Origin of the sequence: Longimicrobium sp. (assembly GCF_036387355.1) — a bacterium.
Classification (GTDB): Bacteria; Gemmatimonadota; Gemmatimonadetes; order Longimicrobiales; family Longimicrobiaceae; genus Longimicrobium.
Genome location: NZ_DASVTX010000422.1, coordinates 1 through 4,633, shown reverse-complemented (window position 1 = coordinate 4,633; position 4,633 = coordinate 1). Strand labels below are relative to the sequence as shown.

Sequence of the window (4,633 nt, the reverse complement as noted above, 5' to 3'; positions counted from 1 at the left end):
AAGCGCCGCGGCTTTCAGGCGCAGACACTGGATGAAACCAACCAGATCCTCGTCGACCTGGCGGGGCGCTTTCGCAGCGTCGTTCGCCTGAAGGGCGGGGATCCGTTCGTGTTCGGGCGGGGCGGGGAAGAAGCGCTGGTGCTGGCCCAGGCCGGCGTGCCGTTCGAGGTCGTTCCCGGCGTCACGGCGGGGATCGCCGCGCCCGCGTACGCCGGGATCCCGGTGACGCAGCGGGGGATGGCGGCCAGCGTGGCCTTCGTGACCGGCCACGAGGACCCCACCAAGGCAGGGACGGACGTGGACTGGGCGCACCTGGCCCGCGGCGTGGGGACGGTGGTGTTCTACATGGGCGTGGGGCGGATGGAGGAAAACTTCCGCAAGCTGGTGCAAGCCGGACGCGACGCCTCCACCCCGGCCGCGGTGATCGAGTGGGGCACCTACCCCGGCCAGCGCACCGTCACGGGAACGCTGCAGACGCTTCCCGCCCTGGCGGCCCAGGCGGGAATCGGGGCGCCCTCGCTGATCGTGGTCGGCGAAGTCGTCTCCCTGCGCGAGACGCTGGGCTGGTGGGACCGGCGCCCGCTCTCGGGCATGCGCATCGTGGTCACGCGCGCCCGCGCGCAGGCGAGCGAGTTTGCCGCCGAACTCGCGGCGTTGGGGGCAGAGGTGGTCCAGTTTCCCACCATCCGCGTGGTGCCGCCCGCCGATCCCGGGCCGCTGGCCCGTGCGGTGGAAGCGCTGCACGGCTTCGGGTGGATCGTGTTCACCAGTGCCAACGCCGTGCAGCACCTGTGGTTGGCGATGGAGGCGGCCGGGCGTGACGCGCGGGCGCTGTCGGGCGTCAGGGTATGCGCGGTGGGGCCGGGAACGGCCGCCGCCCTGGCCGCGCGCGGCATTCGCGCCGACCTGGTTCCCGCCGAGTCGCTGGGCGAGGCCGCGGCCGAGGCGGTGATCGCCGCTGGCGGTGTGCACGGCGCGCGCATCCTGCTTCCCCGCGCAGAGGCGGCGGGCGCCGCGCTTCCGGACCGCCTTCGTGCGGCGGGGGCCGAGGTGGTCGACGCGGCCGCGTACGCCACGGTGCCCGACGGCGCGGGCGCGGACCGCGTGCGCGCGCTGCTGGCCCGCGGCGAAGTGGACGTAGTGGCGTTCACCGCCGGATCCACCGTGCGCAACTTCGTCGCGCTTGCCGGGGCGGAGCTGGGCGGCGCCCGGGTGGCCAGCATCGGCCCGGTAACGTCGGCCGCGGCGCGCGAGGCGGGTCTCGCGGTCGACATGGAAGCAGCCGACCACACCATCGCCGGCCTCGTCGCGGTCATCCGTGCGTCGGCCGCGCGAACGCGGGGATGAGAATGCGCCGTATGAGAGTATGGATGGCGGGCTGGCTGGCGGCCGGGGCGTGCGCCGCGGTGGCGGGCCCGCTCGAGGCGCAGCGGGCCGATGCGGGCGCCGTGCCGGCCGACACGGGGGCGGCGGTCACGCGGCCGGCGGGCGGGGAGCAGGTGCCGTCCGCGCTTTCGGGCGCGGGAATCGGCCACCGCGGCGCCTCCCCGCTGGTGCCGGCGGAGCACTGGGCGGTGCGCGCCGCGCGGCGCGCGGAGGCGCTGGGGCTGGCGCCGGGGTACCTGCCCGCCCAGACCGCCGTGCCGCGCCACACCGTCGCCACCGCGCTCGAGGCCGCCGCGGCGCACGCGGCCGGCACCCGCTACCAGGCGCTCGCCGCCGGGTGGCTGGTCCGCTTTCGCGAGGAATTCCGTGAGTATTCCGCCGGCCGGGAAGCGGCGGGCATGGCCCTGCTTGGCGGCCGCGCGCAGGCCGGGTACGAAGGCGAGAGCGGGCGGGTGACCCCCGTGATCTCCTACGGGCCGTGGCGCATCGAGTCGCAGCCGGTAGAGGAGCGCTCCGAGGCGCGGGCACGGGTGGAGGGCGCAGTGCGGCTGGGCGGCCGGGCCGCACTGTTCGCGCACGGCCGGGCAGACCGCGAGAGCGCCGCCATGGCGCGCTGGGAGGGCGTGGCGGCGGCCGGGCCGTACTCCCTGTCCATCGGGCGCCAGCCGGTGGGCTACGGCCCCGGGGTGGGAGGAGCGGTGGTGCTGTTTCCCAACACTTCGTTCAACCGCCTGGAAGCGCAGACCATCCGCCCGGTGCGCCTGCCGTCGGTGCTGCGGTACCTGGGGCCGGTGAGCCTGCACACGTTCGCCAGCAGGATGGACGAGCCGGCCCGGCACCCCGAAGAGGCGTGGATGTGGGGCGCCCGTGTCGCGGCGCAGCCCCACCCGCGCCTCACGCTGGGGATCAACCGCGCATCCATCTTCGGCAACGAGGGCGAGCCCATCACGCCGGAGCGGGTGCTTCGCATGGCCGCGGGGGTGATCCGCGGCAGCAACTTCGAGAACCAGATCCTGTCTTTCGACGGGCGGCTGCGGCTGCCCACCGAGCGGTGGCTGCCCGCGACGCTGTACGTGGAGACCGGCGCGGATGATGGCGCCGGGGCGCTGGACGAAGTGCCCGGTACCGTGGCGGGCGTGTTCTTTCCCGCGCTTCCGGCCCTGCCGGGCGTGGCGGGCGGCGCCGAATACGCCCGCTTCGCCGAATCGGTCCTGGGGCACGGCCCGTGGTACTTCAACAGCAGCCAGCGGGGGAACTGGGCCCGCCGCTCCTGGCCGCTGGGCCATCCGCTGGGCGGGGAAGGGCGGGAGGTGTCCGGCTACGCGCAGGCCGAGCTGCTGAACGGCCGCCTGCGGGTGGATGGCCGCGGGTTCGTTCGCACCCGCAGCGCGGCCTCGCTGGAGGCCTTCGGAGGCGCCAACCTGTTTGCGCCGGTGCGCGTGGGACGCAGCCGCGGGGGCGCGTTGACTGCGTCCATGCGCCTGCGCGGGGTGGATCTGACCGGGTCGTGGTACCGCGACGCCGGCGACGGCTGGCGCGAGCAGCGCCTGCAGGCCGGGGTGGCGGCATTCTTTTGAGCGAGGGTGGCTGATCCGTTGATGTCACAGTTTCCCGCCTTCCGGCCCCGCCGCCTGCGGCGTTCGGAGGCCCTGCGCTCCGTTGCGCGCGAAACGGAGGTCCGGGCCGCGGACCTGATCCTTCCGCTCTTCGCGGTCCCGGGCACCGGCGTGCGCCGCCCCGTGGGCTCCATGCCCGGCGTGGAGCAGACCTCCGTGGACGAGCTGGTGCGCGACGCCGAAGAAGCGCTGCGGCTGGGCGTGGGCGGGGTGCTGCTGTTCGGCGTTCCCGAGCACAAGGACGAGGCGGGCAGCGGCGGGTACGACGAGGACGGGATCGTGCAGCGCGCGGTCCGCTCGCTCAAGCGGGAGCTGCCCGAGCTGCTGGTGATCACCGACGTGTGCCTGTGCGAGTACACCAGCCACGGACACTGCGGCGTGCTGCGGGGAGGGGACGTGGACAACGACCTCACCCTGCCGCTGCTGGCGCGGGTGGCGGCCACGCACGCCGCCGCGGGGGCCGACGTGGTGGCGCCCTCCGACATGATGGACGGGCGGGTGGGCGCGCTGCGTGCATCACTGGATGCGGGCGGCTTTTCGCACACGGCCATCCTGTCGTACGCGGTCAAATACGCGTCTTCCTTCTACGGCCCGTTTCGTGACGTCGCCGAGAGTGCGCCGTCAGAGGGAGACCGCCGCTCTGCGCAGATGGACCCCGCCAACGTGCTGGAAGCGCTGCGCGAGGCCCGGCTGGACGTGGCGGAGGGCGCGGACATGCTGATGGTGAAGCCGGCGCTGTCGTACCTGGACGTCATTCACCGGGTCAAGGCCGAAACGGGCTACCCGGTGTTCGCGTACCACGTCTCCGGCGAGTACGCCATGATCGAGGCCGCGGCCCGGCTGGGCTGGATTGACGGGCCGCGCGCGCACGTGGAGGCGCTCACCTCCATCCGGCGCGCCGGCGCGGACCGCATCGTGAGCTACTACGCGCGGCAGTTCGCGCGGGCGGGCTCACGGTAGCGGCGGTACGCCGCCAGGCCCTGCGCCTGTCCGGAAGTTCACGATGGTTCGTTGATGGACCCGAATGTGCGGAACGGCAGCGAAGCCCGCGAACCGGGGCTTTGCGATTCTGGAGGGGCACACCGGCGCGGTCATCCCGCCGGACCGCATCTTCCTCTGCCGTACCCATCCGCGCACGCGCGCCGTGCCCTGGTGGCGCCCGCCCGCGGTTTCCTTTGTCTGATGGGATCGATGCTGCCGACCGTTCTGCTGCGCCTGCGCCGCCCGCTCGTTCTGGGGCTGCACCTGCTGCTGATTCCGCTGTCGTATTACGCCGCCTTTACGCTCCGGTTCGACCTGCGGATGCCGCCCGAGGTGGCTCCGGTGTTCTGGTCCACGCTGCCCTACCTGCTCACGCTGCGGCTGGGGTCGTTCCTGGTGTTCGGGCTGTTTCAGGGGTGGTGGCGGCACGTGGGCATGCGCGACCTGGTGGACCTTGTTCGCGCGGTGACGCTGAGCACCGCCCTGCTGCTGGGCGCCCTGTTCATGACCGGTGCCCTTGCGGGGGTGCCCCGCTCGGTGCTGGTGCTGGACTGGGTGCTGGCGGTGCTGGTGTTTGGCGGCGCCCGCTTTCTCGTGCGCGCCGCCCGCGAGCGGCAGTTCCGTCCGTGGCGGGTGCAGTCGGGCAAGCG

General features: G+C 73.8%; 3 protein-coding genes and 1 pseudogene. All 4 read left to right on the top strand.

Annotated features, from left to right (window positions below; all coding sequences use genetic code 11):
- A partial coding sequence (gene cobA / locus VF665_RS18520; RefSeq protein WP_331054939.1) for a uroporphyrinogen-III C-methyltransferase occupies window positions 1–1,347 on the top strand: 1,347 nt, incomplete at its 5' end.
- 23 nt (window positions 1,348–1,370) lie between these two features.
- Complete coding sequence (locus VF665_RS18515) at window positions 1,371–2,963, top strand: capsule assembly Wzi family protein (protein WP_331054938.1); 1,593 nt, start codon at window positions 1,371–1,373, stop codon at window positions 2,961–2,963.
- Window positions 2,964–2,984: 21 nt separating this feature from the next.
- Window positions 2,985–3,962 carry a porphobilinogen synthase gene (hemB, locus tag VF665_RS18510; RefSeq protein WP_331054937.1) on the top strand — a complete coding sequence of 326 codons (978 nt, stop codon included), beginning with the start codon at window positions 2,985–2,987 and terminating at the stop codon, window positions 3,960–3,962.
- 231 nt (window positions 3,963–4,193) lie between these two features.
- Window positions 4,194–4,633 (top strand): annotated as a pseudogene (locus VF665_RS18505) (hypothetical protein); the annotation flags it as partial.